This window comes from Pseudomonas sp. AB6, assembly GCF_034314105.1.
In the GTDB taxonomy this organism is placed as follows: domain Bacteria; phylum Pseudomonadota; class Gammaproteobacteria; order Pseudomonadales; family Pseudomonadaceae; genus Aquipseudomonas.
Map to the genome: position 1 here is coordinate 2,044,763 of NZ_JAVIWJ010000001.1, position 22,563 is coordinate 2,067,325.

Annotated in this window: 26 protein-coding genes, 1 tRNA gene and 1 pseudogene; 6 read left to right on the forward strand and 22 right to left on the reverse strand. The window is 54.7% G+C overall.

Going from position 1 to position 22,563, the window contains the following annotated elements; translation table 11 throughout:
- Positions 1-20: 20 nt before the first annotated feature.
- The gene (locus RGW60_RS09725; protein ID WP_407074112.1) at positions 21-800 is read right to left on the reverse strand and encodes a PFL_4669 family integrating conjugative element protein; all 780 of its coding nucleotides are present in this window, start codon (positions 798-800) and stop codon (positions 21-23) included.
- 447 nt (positions 801-1,247) lie between these two features.
- Complete coding sequence (locus RGW60_RS09730) at positions 1,248-1,610, reverse strand: DUF167 family protein (protein WP_322204192.1); 363 nt, start codon at positions 1,608-1,610, stop codon at positions 1,248-1,250.
- 679 nt (positions 1,611-2,289) lie between these two features.
- Between RGW60_RS09730 and RGW60_RS09735 the strand changes: the two genes are divergently transcribed.
- The 3 genes from RGW60_RS09735 (at position 2,290) to RGW60_RS09745 (ending at position 4,442) form a co-directional block, all read left to right on the forward strand.
- The gene (locus tag RGW60_RS09735) at positions 2,290-2,970 is read left to right on the forward strand and encodes a 3'-5' exonuclease (RefSeq protein WP_322204194.1); all 681 of its coding nucleotides are present in this window, start codon (positions 2,290-2,292) and stop codon (positions 2,968-2,970) included.
- Positions 2,971-2,997: 27 nt separating this feature from the next.
- Positions 2,998-3,807: a hypothetical protein gene (locus RGW60_RS09740; RefSeq protein ID WP_322204196.1), complete on the forward strand. Its 810-nt coding sequence runs from the start codon at positions 2,998-3,000 to the stop codon at positions 3,805-3,807.
- A gap of 68 nt (positions 3,808-3,875) precedes the next feature.
- The gene (locus RGW60_RS09745; protein WP_322204198.1) at positions 3,876-4,442 is read left to right on the forward strand and encodes a hypothetical protein; all 567 of its coding nucleotides are present in this window, start codon (positions 3,876-3,878) and stop codon (positions 4,440-4,442) included.
- A 45-nt stretch (positions 4,443-4,487) separates the two neighbouring features.
- On the opposite strand, the gene RGW60_RS09750 is transcribed toward RGW60_RS09745, so the two are convergent.
- The gene (locus RGW60_RS09750) at positions 4,488-4,661 is read right to left on the reverse strand and encodes a hypothetical protein (RefSeq protein WP_322204200.1); all 174 of its coding nucleotides are present in this window, start codon (positions 4,659-4,661) and stop codon (positions 4,488-4,490) included.
- Between the two features lie 18 nt (positions 4,662-4,679).
- Positions 4,680-4,829: a hypothetical protein gene (locus RGW60_RS09755; RefSeq protein WP_320401928.1), complete on the reverse strand. Its 150-nt coding sequence runs from the start codon at positions 4,827-4,829 to the stop codon at positions 4,680-4,682.
- Positions 4,830-4,907: 78 nt separating this feature from the next.
- Between RGW60_RS09755 and RGW60_RS09760 the strand changes: the two genes are divergently transcribed.
- Positions 4,908-5,285 carry a hypothetical protein gene (locus RGW60_RS09760; RefSeq protein WP_322204203.1) on the forward strand — a complete coding sequence of 126 codons (378 nt, stop codon included), beginning with the start codon at positions 4,908-4,910 and terminating at the stop codon, positions 5,283-5,285.
- 207 nt (positions 5,286-5,492) lie between these two features.
- A complete protein-coding gene (locus tag RGW60_RS09765) occupies positions 5,493-6,734 on the forward strand; it encodes a hypothetical protein (protein ID WP_322204205.1) in 1,242 nt (413 codons plus the stop codon).
- A gap of 210 nt (positions 6,735-6,944) precedes the next feature.
- Here RGW60_RS09765 and RGW60_RS09770 read toward each other — a convergent pair whose 3' ends face one another.
- The 17 genes and pseudogenes from RGW60_RS09770 to phnC all read right to left on the reverse strand — a co-directional run bounded on the left by RGW60_RS09770 (position 6,945) and on the right by phnC (position 20,553).
- Positions 6,945-8,333: an STY4528 family pathogenicity island replication protein gene (locus RGW60_RS09770; protein WP_322204207.1), complete on the reverse strand. Its 1,389-nt coding sequence runs from the start codon at positions 8,331-8,333 to the stop codon at positions 6,945-6,947.
- A 106-nt stretch (positions 8,334-8,439) separates the two neighbouring features.
- A pseudogene (locus tag RGW60_RS09775) lies at positions 8,440-9,039 on the reverse strand (ParA family protein); the annotation flags it as partial.
- Between the two features lie 188 nt (positions 9,040-9,227).
- Positions 9,228-9,303, reverse strand: a tRNA-Asn gene (locus RGW60_RS09780).
- Positions 9,304-9,366: 63 nt separating this feature from the next.
- A complete protein-coding gene (locus RGW60_RS09785; protein ID WP_322204209.1) occupies positions 9,367-9,783 on the reverse strand; it encodes an SRPBCC family protein in 417 nt (138 codons plus the stop codon).
- Positions 9,784-9,927: 144 nt separating this feature from the next.
- Positions 9,928-10,677 (reverse strand): phosphonate metabolism protein PhnP, encoded by a 750-nt coding sequence (phnP, locus tag RGW60_RS09790; RefSeq protein WP_322204211.1) that lies wholly within the window; start codon positions 10,675-10,677, stop codon positions 9,928-9,930.
- The gene (gene phnN / locus RGW60_RS09795; protein ID WP_322204213.1) at positions 10,668-11,237 is read right to left on the reverse strand and encodes a phosphonate metabolism protein/1,5-bisphosphokinase (PRPP-forming) PhnN; all 570 of its coding nucleotides are present in this window, start codon (positions 11,235-11,237) and stop codon (positions 10,668-10,670) included. The genes phnP and phnN overlap by 10 nt, the downstream gene beginning before the upstream one ends.
- A complete protein-coding gene (locus RGW60_RS09800; protein ID WP_322204215.1) occupies positions 11,237-12,382 on the reverse strand; it encodes an alpha-D-ribose 1-methylphosphonate 5-triphosphate diphosphatase in 1,146 nt (381 codons plus the stop codon). Before RGW60_RS09800 ends, phnN begins: the two co-directional genes overlap by 1 nt.
- On the reverse strand, positions 12,376-13,092 hold the full coding sequence (phnL, locus tag RGW60_RS09805) for a phosphonate C-P lyase system protein PhnL (protein WP_322204217.1): 717 nt from the start codon (positions 13,090-13,092) through the stop codon (positions 12,376-12,378). The genes RGW60_RS09800 and phnL overlap by 7 nt, the downstream gene beginning before the upstream one ends.
- Positions 13,093-13,147: 55 nt before the next feature.
- Entirely contained in the window at positions 13,148-13,948 is an 801-nt protein-coding gene (gene phnK, locus RGW60_RS09810) for a phosphonate C-P lyase system protein PhnK (protein ID WP_322206885.1), read from the reverse strand.
- A gap of 14 nt (positions 13,949-13,962) precedes the next feature.
- A complete protein-coding gene (locus tag RGW60_RS09815; protein ID WP_322204219.1) occupies positions 13,963-14,838 on the reverse strand; it encodes an alpha-D-ribose 1-methylphosphonate 5-phosphate C-P-lyase PhnJ in 876 nt (291 codons plus the stop codon).
- On the reverse strand, positions 14,835-15,941 hold the full coding sequence (locus RGW60_RS09820) for a carbon-phosphorus lyase complex subunit PhnI (RefSeq protein WP_322204221.1): 1,107 nt from the start codon (positions 15,939-15,941) through the stop codon (positions 14,835-14,837). Before RGW60_RS09820 ends, RGW60_RS09815 begins: the two co-directional genes overlap by 4 nt.
- On the reverse strand, positions 15,941-16,552 hold the full coding sequence (gene phnH / locus RGW60_RS09825; RefSeq protein WP_322204223.1) for a phosphonate C-P lyase system protein PhnH: 612 nt from the start codon (positions 16,550-16,552) through the stop codon (positions 15,941-15,943). The genes RGW60_RS09820 and phnH overlap by 1 nt, the downstream gene beginning before the upstream one ends.
- Entirely contained in the window at positions 16,552-17,007 is a 456-nt protein-coding gene (gene phnG / locus RGW60_RS09830) for a phosphonate C-P lyase system protein PhnG (RefSeq protein WP_322204225.1), read from the reverse strand. Before phnG ends, phnH begins: the two co-directional genes overlap by 1 nt.
- Positions 17,008-17,046: 39 nt before the next feature.
- A complete protein-coding gene (gene phnF, locus RGW60_RS09835; RefSeq protein ID WP_322204227.1) occupies positions 17,047-17,751 on the reverse strand; it encodes a phosphonate metabolism transcriptional regulator PhnF in 705 nt (234 codons plus the stop codon).
- Between the two features lie 35 nt (positions 17,752-17,786).
- On the reverse strand, positions 17,787-18,575 hold the full coding sequence (phnE, locus tag RGW60_RS09840; protein WP_322204229.1) for a phosphonate ABC transporter, permease protein PhnE: 789 nt from the start codon (positions 18,573-18,575) through the stop codon (positions 17,787-17,789).
- 74 nt (positions 18,576-18,649) lie between these two features.
- Positions 18,650-19,654, reverse strand: a complete 1,005-nt coding sequence (gene phnD, locus RGW60_RS09845) for a phosphonate ABC transporter substrate-binding protein (RefSeq protein WP_322204232.1) — start codon at positions 19,652-19,654, stop codon at positions 18,650-18,652.
- A 65-nt stretch (positions 19,655-19,719) separates the two neighbouring features.
- Positions 19,720-20,553: a phosphonate ABC transporter ATP-binding protein gene (phnC, locus tag RGW60_RS09850; protein ID WP_322206886.1), complete on the reverse strand. Its 834-nt coding sequence runs from the start codon at positions 20,551-20,553 to the stop codon at positions 19,720-19,722.
- Between the two features lie 232 nt (positions 20,554-20,785).
- On the opposite strand from phnC, the gene RGW60_RS09855 reads away from it, so the two are divergent.
- A complete protein-coding gene (locus RGW60_RS09855; protein ID WP_322204233.1) occupies positions 20,786-21,682 on the forward strand; it encodes an alpha/beta hydrolase in 897 nt (298 codons plus the stop codon).
- Between the two features lie 102 nt (positions 21,683-21,784).
- Here RGW60_RS09855 and RGW60_RS23785 read toward each other — a convergent pair whose 3' ends face one another.
- On the reverse strand, positions 21,785-22,549 hold the full coding sequence (locus tag RGW60_RS23785; protein ID WP_407074524.1) for a methyl-accepting chemotaxis protein: 765 nt from the start codon (positions 22,547-22,549) through the stop codon (positions 21,785-21,787).
- Positions 22,550-22,563 lie beyond the last annotated feature (14 nt).

The window sequence follows — 22,563 nt, forward strand, 5'->3', positions numbered from 1 at the left end:
TTTGAAATTCTGACATTGCCTCAGCCCTCCCCGACCTCGGATTCATCAGCGCCTGTTCGCTCTGACGCTTCAACACTGTCGGAGACGGTTTCGATATCCCACTCGCCTGCTGCAGATTGAGCTTTGGCACGGACAATCACCGGTGCGAACTCAGACCGCCGCGTGCCTTCCAGAACATCCTGCGGCAGCTCTCCAAACGCCTCGCGAGCCTCCCGCGCCCTGGCGTTATTGGCCGCAAAGTCGTCTCGCGCAGCACCGGAATATTTGAAGCGCTGTGCCAAGCCAAAGAGGCTTCTCAGCACATGTGCGCCCTCGTTGAGCCAGACCTCCATATCCCGACGGCCAATCAAAGCCGTGTGATGGGCCAACAACAGACGGCGGGCAAGTTCATCGAACTGCGTCAGTAAATAGACGGCCATGAAACCCAGTTGGGCATTGATGAAGAGCGGCAGCTTTACCGGATGGACGCTAAGGTTGTCACCGATATTCAGGGTCGGTGGTAAGCCCGACATGACCTGATCCAGCTTTTCCTGGATCAGGTTCAGCTCCACTTTGCAGGTCGCGATTTTTTCTTCGACTTGGATGATCCACCAATCGGAGTAAGGATCATCAAGCTCGGCACCGCGCTTCATCTTGTTCATTATCCCGACGAAGCCGCTCAGGCCGATGATGCCGTTCTTACCGTCTGAAGCCGTTCGCCCATGCCAAATACGCGCGGCATGGTGGGTATGTAAAGTGAGGTCCATGACGCTACGGAGCGCGCCGAGGTTGAGCTGGATAGGTTCTGCCACGTTGAAGATCCTGATTGGCTTGGATGCAATCAGTGTCGCCAAGGGGTAGGAAGGTTGTCAGCGCTCAAACTGGATCGGGGTGGGTTCTTTTCGGAGGGCGGATGGTGGGAGCTGGTGATTCCAGTGGAATCATAGTGGCAGTTAGGCACCGTGATTCCAGTGGAATCACTTGGTCTGTATCGGCAATCAACTGCCAAAACGGTCGTGTGCTGTCTCGCCCTTTACCGTTGCCGTGATTCTCTGCGTTGCAGGAGCGAGAAAATTTCCAAGTAGCCGCTCATGGCCAAAGTTGCATTGCAACGTGGCACTTCGCAGAAAATATTTAGCTTAAACAGGCTGTTCAGTACGAATGCAAACGGGTAGTTAACTCGATGCAATCTTGTCGGCGAGCAGACACTGGGACAGTCCATGACAGCAGGGCGGCTCATTAGGCTGCATCGCGCCCGTAGCGAATGGTCAGGTGTTTTCTGCTTCTGACAGGGCCTTGGCCACTACGGCAGGTAAGCTTCCGGGCGCCCTTATACGCATCTGCTTGTTCAAATTAAAACGACCGAACACAACCGTGATGTCAGAAACCGAGACGTCAAACTCTCGGGCGAGAAACTTAACCATGTGGTCAGTCGCCCTGCCTGCTACGGGTGCGGCGGTGACACTAATCTTGAGTTGACTTCCTTTCGCCTTGCCGATGGCATCCTTTTTGGCGCTCGGAGTTCCAAGTATGTTCAGAACTAAAATCTCTCCATCCCACCCACAAAACGAGGACATCTCAAACCCACGCCCGGATGATTTCTTTTTGGTAATTGCTTTTGCTGTCTTCACATGGATCCTGCGTAGGTCGGATAAAAAAAGCCTCACTATAATAGACATCAACGGGTGCAGCCCATTTTGGGCGAACGTGCGCTGCCGCTCTAGAGTGAATTGTTTACGAGGAGGGTGGAAGTAAAAAACGGTTGGGCACCATTGCAGCAATTCCTTTTGCGAACGGTGTTTAGCAGGTTCGAGGGTAGCGCATGGCTTGGAGGAAAGACGAACGCCTGATTCTTGCCAGCCCGGGCTATTGTGACAGGTAGAAGTCGACCCAACGCACCCGATCCGGCTCCTTAGATAGTTCGTGGCGTTTCAGCTCAGCGGCAGTACCCCTCGATGGCTTGGGTAAACTTTTTAGACACGCCAGTTACGTAGAGGCCGGTAATATCGATAACTATGTCCGCGCGGGCATTTAGCTCGCTGAGTACGGGCTGACGGAAGTTTGGGTCCAGGGTTTCAAGATCCTCAGCAGTTGCGCCACGAGCACGAAGTTTTTAGGCGCTCCTGCTCGTCGAGCAGAAGTAGGATAGTGATGTCAGGCTGAATCAGGCTTTTGCCGAAAGCCTCCAGGTCGGCTGACACATCGCGAGCGTTGCATAGGCAAGAGTAGAGGCCCAATAGCGATCCATAAAAACCCATTCGCCACGATCCGCCTTATGAGCTTAGAATTTGAATGAAAAAGGATGTCAATATGAGTGGCAATGCCTCCAAGAAGAGCACCCTTAAGCCCCACCCAACAAAAGATGAGATCGTCCTGTTGCCTGCTTTTGAAGGGCTGCAACTTGGTCAGATCGTCATACTTGAATCACATGATCAGTTTACAAACGCCCTGGAATTGATTCAGGCTGCTGGGGTGGTTGGTTTCGATACCGAGTCGAAACCAGTATTTATCAAAGGAGGAAAGAGCGAGGGGCCACACGTGGTGCAGATCGCCCTGAATGACCGGGCTTATATTGTCCCTATCGGTACCAATCCACCAATTGAGTTCCTGACAGCCGTTCTTGGCTCGAAAGACATCGTCAAAGTCGGATTTGGCTTGAAGTCTGATCGAAGCCACCTGAGGCGGAAGCTTGGAGTTCTGATCCAAGGTGATATAGAACTGACTCAATCACTGCGCGCACTCGGGTATCGGCAACGTCTAGGCGCCAAAGCCGCTGTTGCCGTGGTGCTGGGCCAGAACCTGAACAAATCTAAATCTGTGACCACTTCGAACTGGGCAATGTGTCCACTACAGAAGTCTCAGTTGCTGTATGCGGCCAATGATGCTTTCTCAGCACTGAAGATATTCTTGGCACTTGGCTCACCACTTAAACTGAACCACACCAAAACCAAGACAATTCAAGGTACATTTGCGCATGTGATCAGCCCATAGGCCGCAGCCGAACCAAAGCTGCAGATGGTGATAGGCAGAAACCGGCCAGAAGCGGCCATCGGGCTTGATAAGTTTAATCGAGTAAGCCAATCTGAGTTCCCAACAACACAAACATCAAAAATGATCATTTATACACTCTTAAAAATTTTTGAAACGAAGAACTATGCTGAGGAATTCTTGTCGGGCTCCCTTTACATGAATACATTAAAGTATTTCGCGGAGGAGCACGTGGACAACGCTGGAGAGTTACGCGGCGATAGCTATGAAGGACTCATAGGGCACTACCAGCCTAGCCAAATCAGCACTCTATCGGTTAACGAAATTAAGATTTCAGGAGATCAACTTGCGTCGCCGATCCTAGTGCATAGCAACAACCTGCTCGCTAGTAATGTATTCTGCATGTTCGCCGTGAACAGTGGGGCATGTACAGAGCTATCAGATGAAAATCTCGACATTTTTCGTGAGTCGCTCAAGATCCCCCCAGCATGCCATGGCTTAGGTGCGTACTGCGTCGTGCTACTGAACACATCAGAGTTCCTAGCCAGATGTGATGAAGCTCTCGACAAACTGAATCTGCCGTTCCAACGCTCAATGGTCAACTATTTTGATGACCAAACCTTCCATGGCAGAATCCCTGAAGCTGAGCTTGGATTCCACAAAAGAAAAAGATTTTCTGTACAGCAGGAGTACAGGTTGCGAGTAGATCCGGTAAACGAGCTTCCAGGGCCATTGAGGCTAGAAATTGGGAGCCTCAAAGACATTGCAGTGATTGTGACGCCACAACAATTCAATGACGGACTTCAATTCCACCCTGATACGCTGTCAAACACTGAGTAGCAAAAAACGCTGCCAAAATGTGGGAAGCTTTCATCTTCTGAAATTTTATTTAGCGTCTGCTTCGGGTCATGTTCTGCCTCTCACCAAGGGCGGAAAACGGCAAATACCAGTCTGTGGTGTCAACGAAATGTGGCACGATTCATACCGAAGATGGTTGTGAAATTAGGCGCGATTTAGCTAAAAGCCAGATGAAGGCGAAATTAACAGCAATGGAGCAAGGACGCAGCGTGGAAATTACATGTCCAAAATGCAGCAAGTTTACTAATTTTAATGTTACTGATGCGATTAGCTGCGAACACTGCAAAAGTAGTTTTAGTACACTCCGCCTGGCGGTTAAGACCACTTTGCTCCCGGCTGTTGGGGCGCTAGCCATAGGTGGAGCAATTGGCCACCAATTGGACAGTTTTTTTGAGGCGAACCGCTATCCGCTTGAAATCGAGTACGCCCTTGTCGAGAGTTGCGTGCAGGGTGCGAAGCGGTCTGAATACTGGCGGCAGGCTGAACAGAAATTTGTACTGTGTAGCTGCGCGCTCACGCACGCTCAAAAAAATGTCAATTTCAAAAAATTTAAAGAAGCACCAGCCCAATTCAGGCAAGCCATGACAGCGGCAACTCAGAACTGTAGTGCCGGATAGTTATTAGCCCGAGCGCCAACGTTACAGCGCTCGGGCTATCAACAATCAGCCCTTGCTGGGGGCGTTTCCGCGTCCTCCGCCAGACGGATTGCCGGTTGTACTTGGCCAGTTACCACCCTGAGAGCCAGTACCAGGGGCAGTTCCTGAACTGCCCTTGCCGCCAGAACCTTGGCTACTGCCACCTTTGCTGCCGCCGTTACTGCCGTTACCCTTAGCCATATTCTTCTCTCCCTAGTTTTACTTGGTTGTTTTCGGCTTTACTTCTGCCACGGTTTTCTGAACTCGGCTCGTGAACGAGTCAGTACTGACTTTACCGCCATTTTTGATGGCTTCAGCGCTGTGAATTCGGGCAGCGGCCTCTGGTGTCATTGGTGTCTTCTTGCTCATTGATGTTCTCCTTGAGTTAGCACCACGCTTGGTGCAAGGTCGACTTTAAGCAGTGACAAGGGACAAACAGGGACAGCTATGGATGACGTCAGAAAGTTGCAAGCCACGATTAAGCATAAACTCGAAGAGCTTGGAATAAGCCAGGCCGCACTGGCCGAAAAGATTTTTATCGAGGACCATGACGAAGATGATGAGACTGCCTTGGCCCGCTTCACCGAAACCTTAAAAAAGCAGCTGCAAAGAGCATCCACGCCGGCTGAAAAGCTTCATCGTTATCTGGAGATTCTCTTGGCTGATCGACGGGGATTGGAGGCTCGTCACCTGAGCGTTGCGTCATCTTATCTGTCCAAGCAGGTGCTCAACGACATGCACCATCTTTCAGCGTCCATCGATGAGCAACTTCGTAAAAAGCGGCTAACTGAAATTGCGCCCTTTGAAGGAGTGAATCGACCCTGATTTCCTAGACGCTTTTGACTGGCTGCTTTTGGCCGGTTATTGCCTGTCGCGAAGGGCCACAACCGACCCATTGCAGCCAGTCGGCACCGACTGAAGTCGGCCAAAAAATGACACTGAGCTAGCTATGTCACGGTAGACTAAATCGTCACGGATGCGTTACTCCGCGGCACCTGTCGAAAACCATGTGTAAAAAGGAGACTGGATGCGATGAATATTTCCACTTCCTTGGACAATACTTGTATTTATTGCCCTAGCTCAGGGCCGTTCTCAGCCGAACACGTCATACCAGCTGGCATGGGGGGCGACGACAAGCGTTTTATGTTGCAAGATATCGTCTGTAAAAATTGCAATACGAGTATATTTTCACCTCTTGAGGCAGCATTTCTACGGAGTTCACTTGTAGCGATTGGGCGACTATTTATGCAAGGTCAAGGTCGTAATCGAGGTAAAAAGACTACCCCCCCTACACTAGATGCAAAGACAAAGGTTTTAGTGTCCGAGGATGGTTATCCATATGAAATTGAACTTGGTCAAAACGGCAAGCCATTTGTGCTACCACAGTTAATAATTGTTGGGGAAAATGCTGTCAAGAGTACGGCTACGACAAGGGTGGAGCTACTGGAGTTTATTGAGGTTTCTCGAACCCAATTAGATGATTCCGTCACTTGTATTCGGAAAAGTCATGATGAAGTCCCGCCCATCTTCGAGTTAACTCATTTTATATGGCGGGAGGGGGCATATGTTCGGTCCCAAGAGGTAGAGCATTTTGCGAAAGCACCCTCCGGCGGTATTTGGCACGAACAAATGGAAAATTATGAGAGCGAACAGCGGCTTTCTCGTTCTAGACTATTTCGGTCCGCCAGAAATAAAATAGTACTAAGGGTAACAGATGACTTAGCGCTAGAGAAAGCGCTGACTCTTTACAGAAAGTGCCTAGAGCAAACAGACTTTTCAAGTATGGAGGCAGAAGCGCAAACTGTTGAAAATCCCCTTGTGTCTGTAGGTATGTCGGTACGTACCGACGTAACTGATAGAGTTCTGGCTAAAATTGGCATTAATATTTTGGCGCATGTGGCCGGAGCAGCCTATGTTCGTCAGTCCGGATTTAATGAAACTAAGAAATCCATCTTGTCGGGAGAACCAGATCTACATTCAGTAGGCATGGAAGAGCATGATGAGATGCGAAAAATACTTTCACGTTTACCGTCAGGTCACCATTTATTCATGATTTCCGGAGTTCCCCATCCGACTGAAGGAAATATTATGGCGTTGATGGTAAGACTGTATGATTCTCAAATAACGACCATCAAGCTCGGTGTCAACTTGGCCGAGGCGCCAGCACTTTTGCCCATTGTTTTTATTGTTAACTATACAACCCATTCGATCACGCATCTGGGCTTAATCGAGTTTGCAAAGCTCCTTGGGCCATTCGGTAACTCGAAGGCGTGATAGCGGCTCAAAAGACACTCTGACCCCTCGTTGTATGCTGGATGGGCCCGATCTCATAGGGATCGGAGCCCACAGCAGTGTTTACTTTGGGTCAATTTCTGCCAATTGCGAACGACGGCTATGGGTCGAAAGCGGCACTCGCTGACCGACAACTATCATCACCCCATACCGACCAACTGCCACCATGATTCCACTGGAATCACCCCAGCATCAACCACTCCCACCCACCGCCGGCTGACTTCCCACCGTCCCCACTCCCCGCTTACCCATCATCGCCATAATCGCCGCCAATTCCTTGTTCGCTACCGACCTACTTAGCTCAGTCGGTTGATGCTGTTTGAACGCCGGCAAAGGCTCCCGCACTCCGTCATCTGCGACGGCCACCCCTGACGCATCCGAATGAGACCGCCCACCCCCCACCTGACCCACCACATTAAACTCCCCATTCCGCGCTTTCTCGATCATGCCCAGTAAATACCCAAACGGATTCCGTATCTGCCCTTGCCCTACCCGCACATCCCACTGATCAAGCACCGATTGCTGTACCTCTGCCGAAACCAACCCCAGCCCAACCTGCACCTTCCGTCTCTGATCCGGCGCCAAGTTTTCAAACGACGCTGGCCACTTGATTACCGCCCCAGGGCTCGCACGCGGTACAGAGCTTTTACATACAGATGTATTTGTATTAGTACTTGTACTAGATGAGTTCGGATTCCGAACTCGGGGTGCGTAGCCCTGTTTCCGACTGGGTTCGGATTCCGAACGGGGGGCTGCACGATTCCGAACTGGGTGTTTTTTACTGAGTTCGGATTCGCTTTGACTGAGTTCGGATTCACTTGGCCCGAGTTCGGATTGGAGTGGTGCGTCCGAGGGAGGTGTCTGCGTGTTAGATTTGTCATTGAGTGCCTTCGCCCAGCTTTGATTGGCAACCCGCTGCCTCAGGACTTCGAGGTGGCTCGGCAGTGTCTGCTCGCGAAGGTGGGGATCCTGCATGAACTCCTCAAGGGTATTGGCGGCCACTTGGCGTATGGATTTGTTGGCGTGGTCCTGGGAGTTTCCGACCAGTTGCAGGTAGCTGGTGTCCAGCAGCATGGCTTCCGAAATGCTGATGGGTTCGTCATGCAGCAGGTAGATGTTGCCTTTCATTTGTCCGGTGACCTCATCCCGAACTCGCCCGGCCAAGCTCAGCCAGCGAGTCAACCGCAAGGCGGTGAGCGCTTTGGCGACGGTCTCTCGGGATGCAAGCTTGTAAGGCGACGAGGCCAGGTAAGGTCGTAGCTGCTCGTAGGTGGGAAACGACGTCAGGCCGTCATCATTCAGCAAGAGTCTAAAAACCTGCCAGGCGTTGCGCTCCAGTGGCGTCAGCCGGTTATCCAGCAAAAGCCTTCGCGGGAAGGCTTCGTGGGGATTGCCGGTGAACAGGATCCCGGTGTTCTCGGTATCGAGTATGGGCGCCAACGGCTGCGCGCCGGGGCGATCGGGTTTAGGAATTCGGGTCTGCTCTCGACGCTGATCGCTCATTGAGCTGGACGCGGAATCCAGCAACGCGTTCAGCGTCTCGAGATTGCCCGGGGTGAACCGTTTGGAGGCGTGGGGCATCAGATCAAGTCCTGTTCAATCCAGCCCTGAATCGTCGTCCACACCATCGACAGGTTGAGCGCCGGCAGCTTTTCGGTCAGCTGTATTGCCACGTTTAACAAGGCTCGGATTGGTAGATCAGGCTCGCGTCGTTGGTGGCGTCGAGCTTGTTGATCACAATGTTTAACGGCGGCGTATGCACGCCCAGCACCGACAGCGGCTCCAGGTCCTTGAGCAGTTGCTGGGTGCCCCGGTAAAACTCGCGGGTAGCGAGCATGTCCGGGGTGATGGGCGAGATTGCCAGATCGGAACAGAGCAAGGCCATTTCCAACAGCACCGAGCGCGCACCCTGGGTGTCAATCAGAATCAGGTCGAAGTCGTCAGCGAAGGCCGAGACCAGATTTTTCAGGCGTAAGCGCCCGTCAGCGGCATGCAACAGCAGGTTGCTGAGCTGGTTGTAGGGGTCGTTGGAGAGCACCAGTGACAGATTAGGGATGCAGGTCCGGGAAATGATCTGCTCTGACCGGGTATCGTTTTGGGCAATGAGTTGATAGGTCCCGCCTGCCGCTTCGTGGTCGATGCGATAGAACGAGGACAACGACGGTTGTGTGTCGAGATCTATCAGCAGGGTACGGATATTGGCGTCGGCGCAGAACGCGCCCAGGTTTGCGGTCACCGTGGTTTTGCCAGGGCCGCCTTTGGTTGAAACGATTGATGCGATTTTCATGGGTGCTTGCCTCTAAATCAAGTGATTAGAGACAGCGCATTGCTCGCACGAAAACCATATTGAATATCCTGTTACGAGATGTATTTCGAGGCGGTTAAGCGGGTTTTTCGGACCTCAGGTGCCAAATGATCAAAATCATTCGGTCCGGGAAACGTCCTACAACACCCCGCTCAACCCCTTGAAAAATCTGGCTCCACGACCTGGACTCGAACCAGGGACCCAATGATTAACAGTCATTTGCTCTACCAACTGAGCTATCGCGGAATGCGTCGTATGTTACTGATTGAAAAGGCGAAGTCAAGCTTTTCGTAAGCTTGCCTTAGGGCCTTACAATGGGAAATTAGCCTTGAGCGCCGCCAACCCACCTTGATACACACCGTCAAATATTTCAGCGGCTGCTTCGTCAGTAATGCTGGCAGCGGTGAAGGTGCCCGACCAGACAATTTTGGTCGCCTGCTTGCCTGGCACTTCGCTGACTTCTACTTTCGCCAAGTAATCGGTCACCGGAAATGGCCCCTGCTCGATGGAGTAGGTGTACGTCCGTGCGGCATTATCGAAGGTCTGAAGCCGCTCGACAATGACGGCGCCATCGTTGGTTTTCAAGTGACGAACGCGTCCACCCTCGCTCAATTCACATTCCACGATAAACGGCAGCCAATCCGGCAGCGAACCGAAGCCACCCATCAGTTGCCACACTTGGTCAGCAGTTGCCGACACTTCAATCGTTGCAGATGCCTTAGTCACGGTAGATCTCCAAAACTGAATTAAGAATTTAGAACAGCAATGTAAACCAGCCTTTGGACGACTTCATCCCTTTCCGTTGCGCTTAGCCGTTGATGGATCACGCCTCAATAACACTCAAGACCGAGCTTCGGCCAGGCGCGGCGCTCAAACCACCATCCCATCCCTCGCCACAATTACGTTTTCTGGCAACCGATTCCTGGCCTCCATCAACCACGCATCCAGGGTATGGCCGATGTGGGTCAGCACTGCCTGTCCAGGTTTCAAATCGGCAATGCATCCCAGCGCCACATTAAGGTCATTGTGATTACGCGGCGCCTGAGGTTGCGGCGGCATAGAGCAATCCAGCACCAATACATCCAACGCCGTTCCCTGTAGAAACGCCAAGGTCTCCTTGGGCAAACCCACCGTGTCCGTCAGGTAGGCAATCCGCCGTCCCCCACCTTCCAGCACATACCCCAAGGTCGGTTTCGAATGCACCAACGGCACCGCCGTTACACTCAACACCCCAAACTGACGGGTTTCGAAGGCACTGAACGGCTGGCTGAAATCCAGAATCCCCGGATGCTTATACAAATCAGCCAAGCCTTGCGCGTCAACGGGGCCATGCACCGGAATCACCCAGCCCTGCCCCCAACGCAAGTGCAACAATCCTTGCGCATGGTCGGCGTGGTAATGGGTTTGCAGAATGCCGTTGAAGCTGCGGGCTGGGAAACGTTCGGTCAAGTCAGTCAAGCCGGAGTCGATCAACCAGCGCTGATCCCCGCACTCGACCAACGCGCTACAGGGCCGGCGACGCAAGCGTTGATCAGCATGAGCCGCCGCACAGGCCGGGCAAGTGCACCCGTACACCGGGACTTGCCGAGCATCGGCGGTGCCCAGCAATGTCAGGCGCATGCAGGGTCTTTGCCGATTAACGTCATCAAGCGTGCAAGGGTGTGTGCAATAGGCCCGGAGTTGTCCAACAGCCACAGCCCAATGTTCTCGCTGGCCATTAGCGTTGCTGCGAAATCAGCGTTACGCACTAACCGCGCTTCAATCTCGGGCAGGGACTCACGGCCCCGAGCCAACAAGCGTTCACGCAAAATGTCTTGGTCTACTGTTAGCAGCAGCGCGAGCAAATCCGGGTAACGTTGCCGCGCTTGAGCCAAATGCGCACGCGAGCCATTAACGAGCACGTCCAGCCCTGAATCGAGCCAGGTGTTGATCTCGCTGGGAATTCCATAGTGCAGCCCGTTGGCCTGCCAGTTGAGGGCGAATTCGCCCTCAGCCTGCATGGCAATGAATTGATCGACGCTGACGGCTTGCGCCGCCTCGCCAACCGCTTCGGCCGAGCGCGTGATGACCCGGCGCACGATCCGGCAGCCCTGAGCGGACAACGGATCGCGCGCAGCATCCAGCAGGCTGTCTTTGCCCGAACCGGAAGGCCCGATGAGATAGATCAACCTGCCTGCCATCAAAACACCCTCTTCGCTTGTCGCCACACCTGTTGAATGACCGGTAATCCGTCCTGATTTTTTGCCTGAATCAGGTCAGCCTGTAACCCCACGCGGATCTCGCCGCGGTCATCGAGTCCAGCCGCCTGAGCCGGGGCGCGACTGACCATGCCCACCGCTTGCGGCAACTCACAGGCATTGTCTTGCGCGGCTAATAAAAAGGCCGCCTGTAGCAGGCTGGCGGGATAGTAATCGCTGGACAGAATATCCAGTAATCCCTCTTTAGCAAGGTCGGCCGCCGCCACGTTACCCGAGTGAGAACCGCCGCGCACGATGTTCGGCGCCCCCATCAATACCCCCATGCTCAACCGGTGGCTGCCACGCGCGGCTTCCAAAGTGGTTGGGAACTCGGCGATGGTCATGCCGTATCCAGCCGACTCTTCGACGTGAGCCAAAGTCGCGTCGTCGTGACTGGCCACTGACAACCCGCGAGCCAAACAATCTTCAACAATGGCACGCCGATAACGGTCGCTGAACTCGCGAGAGTTCGCCGTCTGAAACACAATAAATTCGTCCATCTGCGTGGTGGTCAGCTGGTATTTACCCATGTAGTACTCGCGGTACTTGGATTCAAGGGCAAATTGGCGCTGGCCCGGCGAATGGTCCATCACCGACACCAATTGCACCAGCGGGTGTTCCACCAAGTCGCGAAACACGCTCAAGGTGTCCGGATGGCAGAGCTCGCAACGCAAATGCAGACGGTGATCGGCGCGAGTCAGGCCCGCTGCACTGGCGCTGGCAATCGCCTCCAACATCCCAGGCAATTTCTTCATGCGATTGCCCTTGGGATTGACGTCGCCGATAGACAGCGCGTCGAACACCGTAGTGATGCCTGCCGCAATGATTTGGGCGTCGTGACTCAGCACCGCCGAGGTTGAGGGCCAGTCCACACCGGGGCGCGGGGTCATGTGTTTTTCCAGATTATCGGTGTGCAGCTCAATCAAGCCTGGTAGCAGATAATCGCCCTGCATGTCCTGCGCCTGGGGCAAGCGACTGCGGCCCTCATCCACCTCGGCGATCATGCCATTGCGCACCACCACCGTTCCGTTGAACACCCGGTCGGCAGTGACCACTTGGGCATTGCTGAGGATCTGTTCAGTCAGCATGGCGCGGTTTCCTGGATGATCACGGCACTGGGCGTCATGTCGAGGTGACGGTCAGCCACCGCTTCACGGGCGGTATGGTCGTGGAATATGCCGATCAAAGCGGCGCCTGCCGCTTTGGCTTCCTGCATCAGTTCCAGCACCACCTGGCGATTTGTGTCGTCCAGCGATGCGGTGGGTTCATCCAACAGCATTACTGGCCACTCGACCATGAAGCCTCGGGCAATATTGATCCGCTGCTGCTCGCCCCCGGAAAACGTGCTGGGCGCCAATTGCCACAGGCGTTGCGGGATGTTCAACCGGGACAACAAATGCTCTGCCCGAGCCTTGGCTTTTTCCTTCGTCCAACCTCGGGCCAGCGCCGGTTCCATCACCACATCCAGACTGGCAACCCGTGGAATCACCCGCAGGAATTGGCTAACGTAACCCAAAGTTTGCTGGCGCACTGCCAATATCTCCCGCGGTTGGGCACCCACCAGTTCCAGCCATTCGCCCGCATGACACAGCCGAATGCTGCCGCCGGCGGGTAGATAATTGCCATACAGCGTGCGCAACAAGGTGCTTTTTCCAGCGCCAGATTGCCCGTGAAGTACCAAACATTCACCGGCACTGACGGTAAAGCTCAGGCCATCAAGAACATTGAGCACCACGCCGTTTTGCTGATGCAGCGTGAAGGTTTTTGAGAGGTCTCGGACCTCAATCAACGTGTTCATCAAGCTCACCTCGAAAAGACGGCGACGACTGAATGCTGACCAGTCGCCAGTTAAATTACGGTTGCAGCACCGACGACACCAGCAGCTGCGAATAAGGGTGCTGCGGATCGTCTAGGATCTGGTCTGTCAGACCCGATTCCACGACGCGTGAACGACGCATCACCATCAACCGATCCGCCAACAGTCGAGCCACCGCCAAATCGTGGGTGACGATCACCACAGCCAGATCCAACTCGCGCACCAGACCGCGCAATAGGTCGAGCAAACGCGCCTGCACCGACACATCAAGGCCGCCGGTTGGCTCATCCATGAACACCAGACGCGGACCAGAAACGAGATTGCGAGCGATCTGCAAGCGTTGTTGCATGCCGCCGGAAAAGGCCCGTGGCAGATCGTCAATGCGCAGAGGGTCAATTTCAACCTGGCTCAGCCAGTCGATTCCGGCCGCCCGCAGCTCGCCGTAGTTGCGAACGCCTTGGGCCATCAGGCGCTCACCAATGTTGGCGCCAGCCGAGACACCCATTCGCAGACCGTCACGCGGGCTTTGCTCGACAAAGCCCCATTCGGTGCGCAGCAACGTGCGGCGTTCGGCTTCGCTGGCGCTATAGAGGTCTAACCAGTCGCCTTCTTTGCGCCGATAAGCGATGGCGCCACTGTCTGGCGGGCAACGGCCGCTTAGCAACGACAACAAGGTCGATTTACCCGAGCCGGACTCGCCGACAATCCCCAACACTTCACCGGGATATAAGTCGAAATCAACACCCTGACAGCCCTTATCCGGGCCATACAAAAACGACAAACCACGGACTTTAAGCAGCGGTTGCGCACGGTCGGCCTGACGGTCGTGTTGAGGCATTTTCGCAGGGCTGTTCATCGGCCAGACTCCTGTTCACGGCTGCGTTGAGCGCAATAATCGGTGTCCGAACAGACGAAGCTTTGGGTGCCTGCGTCGTCGAGGATCAACTCATCGAGGTAGGAATCGCGGCTGCCGCAGATCGCGCAGCATTCATCCCATTTCTGTATTTCGAAAGGGTGGTCTTCGAAGTCCAGGCTCACCACGTTGGTGTATGGCGGGACAGCGTACAGGCGCTTTTCCCGCCCTGCACCGAACAGCATCAGTGCTGGACTCATGTGAAGCTTCGGGTTGTCGAATTTCGGAATCGGCGACGGGTCCATCACGTAGCGCTCATCGACCATCACCGGGTAGGCATAGCTGGTGGCGATATGGCCAAAGGTGGCGATGTCTTCGTACAGCTTTACGTGCATCACCCCATAATCGTTGAGTGCGTGCATCGTCCGGGTCTCGGTTTCCGATGGCTCGATAAAACGCAGCGGTTCCGGGATTGGCACTTGATACACCAGGATTTGATCGAGGTGCAGCGGCATTTCCGGAATTCGGTGACGTGTCTGAATCACCGTTGCTTCCTGCGTGCGCTCAGTGGTGGCAATTCCCGCTGTACGGGCAAAAAAACGCCGAATCGAGACCGCGTTAGTTGTGTCATCCGCCCCTTGGTCGATTACTTTAAGCACGTCATCGGTGTCAAGAATCGCTGCGGTCAATTGCATCCCGCCCGTGCCCCACCCATAAGGCAGCGGCATCTCACGGCCGCCAAATGGCACCTGATAACCCGGAATAGCTACGGCCTTGAGTAGCCCACGGCGAATCATGCGTTTGGTTTGCTCATCCAGGTAAGCAAAGTTGTAAGCCTCGTCCCGCGCCGGGCGGACGTCGGTATGGCTGCTCATCGCTGATTCTCCTGGACGCCGGTTTTGCCTACAGTGAGTGCAACTGCTGCAGGCTTGCGCAGTTTGCGGATCAGTTCGAGTTCGGATTGAAAGTCGACGTAATGCGGCAGTTTCAAATGAGAAACAAAACCAGCCGCTTCGACGTTGTCGCAATGGCTAAGCACAAACTCCTCCTGCTGCGCCGGTGACTCTATTTCTTCGTTGAACTCTGCAGCGCGTAGCGAACGGTCCACCAGCGCCATCCCCATAGCCTTACGCTCGGCTTGGCCAAACGTCAGGCCATAACCGCGAGTGAATTGGGGCAACTCCGTGGCCGAACCGACAAACTGATTGACCATCTCGCACTCGGTGATTTCGATACTGCCGATGTTGATGGGAAAGCCCAACTCTTCAGGGTCTATCCAAACCTCGACCTCGCCGATGCGAATTTCTCCGGCGAATGGATGATTACGACCGTAACCACGTTGTGTGGAATAGCCCAGTGCCAACAAAAAACCTTCGTCACCACGGGCCAACGCCTGCAAGCGCTGGGCACGGCTGGACGGAAACTCCATAGGGTTACGGGTGATATCAGCAATCGCTGCGTCACTACGGGTTTCGTTCTTCACCAAGCCTTCGTTGGCCAGTAACCCCAGTACCCGTGGACAAGGGTCCAAACGTGCCCCGTCTTCCAGTTTTGGCCCCGGATGTTCACCTTCCGCCAATAAGGCAAAGTCGAGCAGACGATGGGTGTAATCAAAGGTTGGGCCGAGCAACTGTCCGCCTGGCACATCCTTGAAAGTTGCCGATAAACGACGGCTCAATTGCATGTCCGAGGTATCAATCGGCAGGCTGCCGGTGAAGCGTGGCAGCGTGGTTCGATAGGCGCGCAGCAGGAAGATCGCTTCAACCAGATCCCCGGCCGCCTGCTTGATCGCCAACGCCGCCAGTTGTTCGTCATAGAGCGAGCCTTCGCTCATGACCCGAGCAACGGCCAGAGGCAATTGCTGACGAATTTGTTCAACGGCCACTTCAGCAATCGAGGTGTCGCCCCGGCGTCTTTTTGCCAACAGACGATGGGCGTTGTCGATGGCCTGTTCGCCACCTTTGACGGCTACGTACATTAGGCAACCTCCCCGGTCACAGTATCGGTTTGCGCCACGCTGACACGGGTGCTTCGCGGCAGGCCAATAACGCCGTTGCCCGCGAGGAAGAACGCGTCCAATCCACGTGGGAAATCATTACGGGCGTCACGTTCGCCCCAGAAGCCGTCAGCCAATGGCAACGCCACTTGGTTTTCGCTTTGAATACCAGGGCCGCGCCAAGTCAGGTGGCGTCCGCCATCCAACTGTTGCAGCTGAATAAAAAGCGTGCAGGACTGATCCGGATAACGATCGTTGCCCAACTCAAAACCACGCAGGTCACCCAATTCGCTGTCGTCGAGCAAGGCAAAGCGCGCCTGCTCGCGGGTGCCGACAATCGGGCAGCCGCAGTGAAAGGTCAGGTTCGCGCGAATGATCGGGGTATCGAAAGCCGGGGCGAGCCATAACGGGGTGTCCACATCCAGCAATGCCAGGCACAGCGCGTAACTGGCCGGCGCCAGGCCTTCCAGCGGCGGAGCATTCATTGGCTGAACAACGCCGGGGCCGGCCAGGGCCTTGAGCGCTGAACGAAAACTGCGCACGGAGTCCAGCACGGAGTCGGCGAACGCCGGTTGCAATAGGGTTGCGTTCATCAGTCTTCTCCTCGCACCAGGGTGAAGAATTCAACCTTAGTGGCAGCGGTTTCGGCCTCTTTGGCGGCGCGGCGAGTGGCGTGCACTTTAGCCAGAGGTTCTATCAACTCACATAACCAGCGCGCCTGTTGCGAGCCCTGCAAATGCGCATCGGCCAGCGCGGCCAGTTCGGCATGTACCTTGTCGCGCCCTGCGACGTAGCTGAAACCGGTGCGGCCATCCGCTAGACGCACTACGCAACGGGTGACAGTCATCTCACCGACGTTGAATGGCGCACCCGTGCCGCCCATGCGACCACGGACCAGAGTCATACCAATTTCGGGAGCACGAATCAGTTGATATTCGGTGTCACGCAAGGCCGTTTCGTGAAGGTTTAAATCGACACGTTGGGCGTGGGCCAGCACGCTGATCCACTGTTGACGGGCAGTGGTCATGGCTAGAGGAGCGGGATTCATTTTCGACATCTCCATTTGGCTCTTCATTTGAACTCTTTATCAGGTCAAGACTTGATACTGAAAACGGTCTGAACGGCTAGTGGATTGTGAGAGCTCCACCGGCTGGCCGGAGTTATCACGGGAAAGGGTCAGGACGCTGAGCACCGGCAAGTGTCGAGGCATCAATAACAAACCCGCCTCTTCACGGCTCGGCAGGCGGGCGCCGATCAGACTGAAAGTACGGGTCAACGGTAGATCATGTTCAGCAAAAAATTTCCGTAGTGAACCGCCGCAGTAGGTTGCTAATAGATCACTGCGGCTGGCGCAATAACGGTGGCGAATCAAGCTCACCGGCTGACCGTCGACCAAACGCAAGGTCTGCAGCTCGATGAGCGGTGCCTGATCAGCCAGTCCTAAATGCGTAACCTCATCGCGATTGGCCAGGCAGATCCGGCGCTGCAATAAACGCGCTTCGACGCCATGGCCCAAGGCGGAAACCGATTGGCTATAGGCGCTTTCGGCAGCCATTGGGTAAATCAATCGACGTTCCAACACCTGCGTACCTTTGCCTTGTTGCCGCAGCAAGCTGCCCTCCAACACCAATTCGTCAATGGCACGCCGTACGGTGTGGCGATTGACTGAAAAACGCGCAGCCAAGCGAATTTCTGCTGGCAGGTATTCCCCTGGCTGATAGTCGTCAAGTTCCCTGCGTAAGGTGTCCGCTAGCTCGCGGTAAACCGGTTCAACTCGTCTAGACAAGTGCATGATTAAAAAAAGCGCCGCCAGGCGCACCCTCTTCGTTAGATGAACTGTTTGCGCAGGCGCTGCGACAGGATGTCGATCACGCTTACCACGAGAATAATGATCAGCAACACAGCGCAAGTTTGGGTGAACTGAAATGAGCGAATGTTCTCCCAAAGAATCACGCCGATTCCCCCGGCCCCGACCATCCCCACCACCGTCGCCGAACGTACATTGGACTCGAAGCGATACAACGCGTATGAAATCCACAGTGGCAATACCTGCGGGATAACCCCATAGATGACTTCTTGCAACGCGCTGGCACCGGTAGCCCGCACACCTTCAACAGGGCCGGGATCGATGGCTTCAACCGCTTCAGCGAACAGCTTGGCAAGCACGCCGGTGGTACCGATCCACAACGCCAGCACACCCGCAAAGGGGCCAAGACCGACAGCCACTACGAACAACATGGCGAACACCATCTCATTGATTGATCGGAACGCGTCCATCACCCGGCGCACCGGCTGATGAACCCACCACGGCGTAATGTTCTCAGCGCAGAGAATGCCCAGCGGCACCGAGCAGATGATCGCCAGTACGGTGCCCCACACAGCGATTTGCACCGTAACCAGCATTTCCCTCAGGTAAGAACGCCATTCATGAAAGTCCGGCGGAAAAAAGTCGGCAGCGAACGTCGCCATGTTTCCGGAATCACGGTACAGCGCCAGCGGGTTCATTTCGGCGCCGTGCCAGGACCAAACCAACAAAGCGAGGACCAAGCCCCATCCTATGTAGCGCGACCAAGTGCGTTTGCCGACGGCGTCGACGTATGCGGCATGGGTAGTCATAAAAAGCTCTCGAACATTAAATATTCAAAGGCAGCGACACGCGACGCCTTCCCTGGCGGTCGGGTCAGCCGCAATTAACCGGCGCTTGCAGTGTTTTTCTTGTCGAGCTCAGTCATGCGCTGTTGCAATTTGGCCAAGCCGCTGTCGATGTCCTTCAAACGTTCAGTTTTTTCCTTGTCGTTCAGCGTGGTACTGGCGACGACTTCGTTGCGTTGTTTGAACAACTCAAGCTGACGAATCGGCAGCAGTTGGTCATCGGAAGACGGTAGGAACTTGCCCAACTGCATGTCTTTAAGAACCGCCTTCTCGTGATCGGTATCGCCATAGGTAGCGAAAAATTCACGGATTTTGGCTTTATCGGCATCAGGCAGACTTTTGCTCCAGACCATTGGATCGGCCGGAATCAAGGGTGATTTCCAGATCACTTTGAGCATCGCGGTCTTGTCCGGCTGCGTAACAGCCAGACGGTCCCAGCTTTCGGTGTTGAAGGTCGCGACATCCAGCTGGCCTTTAACCACGCTCAGGGCATTCACTTCATGGCTTGAATTCAAGGTACGTTTAAACGCAGTGGCCGCATTCACATGGTTCTTGGCGAAGACGTAATAACCCGGGACCAAATAGCCTGAAGTCGAATTCGGATCGCCGTTACCAAAGGTCAGGTTTTTGGCATTTTTCAACATGTCTTCAACGGAATTTATCGGGCTGTCCTTTCGCACAATCAACAGGCTCCAGTAACCGGCGGCACCATTGGCAGCGGCGGTCTGGGCGAAGATTTCACCATTGGAACGATCGACAGCTTCCATCGCACCCTTATTGCCCAACCAGGCGATATCGACCTTATTAAAGCGCATACCCTGAATCAAACCGGCGTAGTCAGAAGCGAAGGTGGCGTTGACTTTCAGGCCGGTTTTTTTCGACATATCGTCGAGAAACGGTTGCCAGATGCTCTTGAGGTTGGTCGATGACTCGGTGGACATAAGGCCGAAATTGATGACTTTCTCTTCCGCCTGAGCAGTGCCCAGACAGAAGGTTGCCAACAAAGCGGTAAACGCGAAAACGCGACCGATACGATTCAACATGGGCAGGTTCCTGAGAGAGAAATAGTCAGTGGGATGGTTTGAACGGCAACATTTCCAAACCCCAATCAAGTTCGGGCAAGGACCAGCTGTGGCGATTTTTCGGCATTGCGCGCCTTGTCGGAGAACAACAGACTGGTGTCCAGGTCTGCGCCGTACAGGCCGTTGAGAAACTCGGTACTGAGGGCCTCGGCGGCGCCATCGAAATGGATTCGGCCACCTTTAAGTGCCACGGCGCGCTGGCAATAACGCACGGCGTAATCCACTTGATGCAAGGTGACAACCACAGTTTTGCCGTCGCGACGGTTGATGTCGGCGAGGATTTCCATGACGTTTCGGGCTGATTCGGGGTCCAGCGAGGCAATCGGTTCGTCGGCCAAAATAACTTCAGCACGCTGGGTCAGCGCCCGGGCGATTGCCACCCGTTGCTGCTGGCCGCCCGATAAGGTAGAGGCGCGCTGATCGGCAAAATCGGCTAAACCTACGCGGTCCAGAGACTCCATTGCCCGTTGTTTTTCCTCAGCGCTGAAAAGCCCTAGATTACCGCGCCAGCCGGGCATGCGACCCAGGCAGCCAAGCAACACGTTGTCCAATACGCTTAGACGATTAACCAGATTGAACTGCTGGAAGATGTAGCCAATATCAGAGCGCAGCCGACGGACATTACCGTTCAAGCGTCCGCATGCCTGCACTTCACGCCCCAAAACCTGAACGCTGCCGCCATTGTGTTTGTCACATCGGGCGAGCCCCGCCATGTGGCGCAATAGCGTGGACTTACCGGAACCAGAAGCACCGATCAGCGCGACCATTTCACCGGGTTGTATAGACAACGCAAGATCGATCAACGCGGTCTTGCGAGCAAAAGTCTTGTTCAGACGGTCGACATGGATAGCGGCTTTCATTGGCTTCTCTCTGTCCGGGTGAACAGCCTTTGCAGGACTGCGTTCGAGTGCGTCAGACATTAGAGAGCCTGTGTTTCAGTCCCATTAACTGAAAATGACAGTACGGTAACGGTTGGCTTACGGTTTGAGATTGGCCCCGATAACGGCGTGCTGAGCCCGTGACTGCCGATCAGCGTATGGTGCTGTAAGGCCCGGCGTACGGGCTTTTTGTCGGAATTGGAGAGTTAGCCACATGTACACCGCGCCGCGTTTCAATGTTCTGTTGGTTATGTTACTGGGTGTTTTCCCTTTGATCGCACAGGCCGTTTCCATGCACCAACCGCCTGCGCAGTCAGCCTCCGAACCGACGTTAGCGGATCGCGGTTCTGCTTATTATCGGTTCGAGCGATTGCACCTCGATTCTATTGACGGCAAACGCCGCTACCGCCTGGAGCTGGCCATCCCCCGACGCGCGCCACCGGCAGCGGGTTATCCGGTGGTCTATTTACTGGACGGCAATAACGTCATGGCTGAACTACGTGACGATTGGCTCAGCGAACTGGATGCGGGCAATCCGCCGCTGCTGGTGATGGTCGGGTATGACATTCAGGGACGCTATGACATGGACCTGCGAACCCGGGATTACACTGGGACCCGTTCGGCAGACTTTTTGAAAACCCTGATCACGCAAATCAAACCGCTGGTTGAAAAACAGCAATCTATCAATCACCTGCAGCAGATGCTGTGGGGGCATTCGTTTGGTGGATTGTTTGTGCTGTATGCGCTGTTTGAACAGCAGGGGGCGTTTCAAACCTGGTTTGCGGCCAGTCCTTCGCTCTGGTATCAACCGCAAACCTACGCTAAAGGTATCGGGTTTGCGGGGGTCGCCCAGGATTCAAAACAGCGGGTAGTGATAATGCGCGGTTCAAAAGAAGGGCGTCCGCCGGTGGCCTCGTTCGATGGCGGATCGTTGGAGCGAAGAAAAGCCATGGCAGCCGTGCCCGCAGACGCTAATCAACAGGTTGCTGAGCACTTGGCGACGTTGCCTGGGATGACAGCGAACTACAAAGAGTTTGAGGGGCTGGCCCATGGCCATATGTTTAATGCCGCCCTTTATCCGGCACTCAGAATGGCGGCGGGGTTGAAATAGCTGTCTCGAACAAGTTCGGTCCCACTGATAAACCGCGATTCTTCGTGGTACCGAATTTATTCTGGAAGCCTTGCCCCTGACGCGAGCAAACGAAGCGGGCTATCAGATCCGAAATGTCCCGACCAAATGCTGCAACTTCGTTGCTTGCTGCTCCAAATCAGCGCACGCCTCCAGCGTCGATTTCAAGTTATCGACCCCGGCTTGATTCAGTGTGTTGATTTGGGAAATATCAATATTGATCGACTCCACTACGGCGGTCTGCTCTTCCGTAGCAGTCGCCACCGACTGGTTCATGCCGTCGATCTCACTAATGCGCCCCGTCACGCTGCTCAACCGGTCACCGGCTTGGTTGGCGATGGTAACGCTGGTTTCACTCTGACGCTGGCTTTCAGTCATAGTCACCACGGCCTGCCGTGCGCCGACTTGCAGCTCTTCAATCATCTTCTGCACTTGCTGCGCCGAATCTTGCGTACGGTGCGCCAAATTCCGCACTTCGTCAGCGACCACAGCAAATCCACGACCTGCTTCACCTGCCCTCGCCGCCTCGATGGCCGCGTTTAACGCCAGCAAATTAGTTTGCTGGGAGATGCTGGTGATCACCTCAAGAATCTGCCCGATGTTAACTGTCTTGTCGTTCAAGCTTTCGATGGTGTTGCAAGACTCGCTGATGTTGACTGACAGCAAGTTCATTGCCTGTATTGTCTGCTGCACTACCTTCTGACCGTCGCCAGCGAGCTGACTGGCGTCGCTGGAATGCTGAGAAGCCAAGGCTGCGTTTTGCGCAATTTCCTGCGCGGCGGCCCCTAGCTCGTTGATGGCGGCGGCAACACTGCTGGTTCGATTGGCTTGTTCGTCCGAGTTGACCATCGACGAGTTCGACG